Raw genomic sequence first — 349 nt, 5'->3', positions numbered from 1 at the left:
CTATCAATATTACCCCGTTTATCTTCTCGGCTATGACGACCAGTCCAATCAACAAGTTCTTGATAATCCATCAACCTAAGAGGTATACCTTCTGGCATCCGCTCCCTCGGGTTTCCAGCAAAGGGGTATAAGCAAGGTGTGGTGTTTTCTTCTTTCTTCAATGACTCAATTCGCGCTTTGACGGACGTATGCTCTGAGGTTTCAGGGGTTTTCGCTATTGCTGCTCGTACTGGGTCTAAATCTACATAAGTCATGGCTGCCAGGAGCGCCTTTTCATCAAGCAATGCTTGGCTTTTAAAGCGACTTTCCCAGAAATGTCCGGTGCATTTGTCTTCTCGGTTGGCTTGCT

General features: G+C 46.4%; 1 pseudogene. It reads right to left on the bottom strand.

The window, feature by feature from the left end:
* Positions 1–349: pseudogene (locus LRP50_RS25580) on the bottom strand (alpha-amylase family glycosyl hydrolase); the annotation flags it as partial.

The organism is Enterovibrio gelatinilyticus (genome assembly GCF_028683095.1).
Classification (GTDB): Bacteria; Pseudomonadota; Gammaproteobacteria; order Enterobacterales; family Vibrionaceae; genus Enterovibrio; species Enterovibrio gelatinilyticus.
This window is presented reverse-complemented; position numbering and strand designations above follow the sequence as displayed.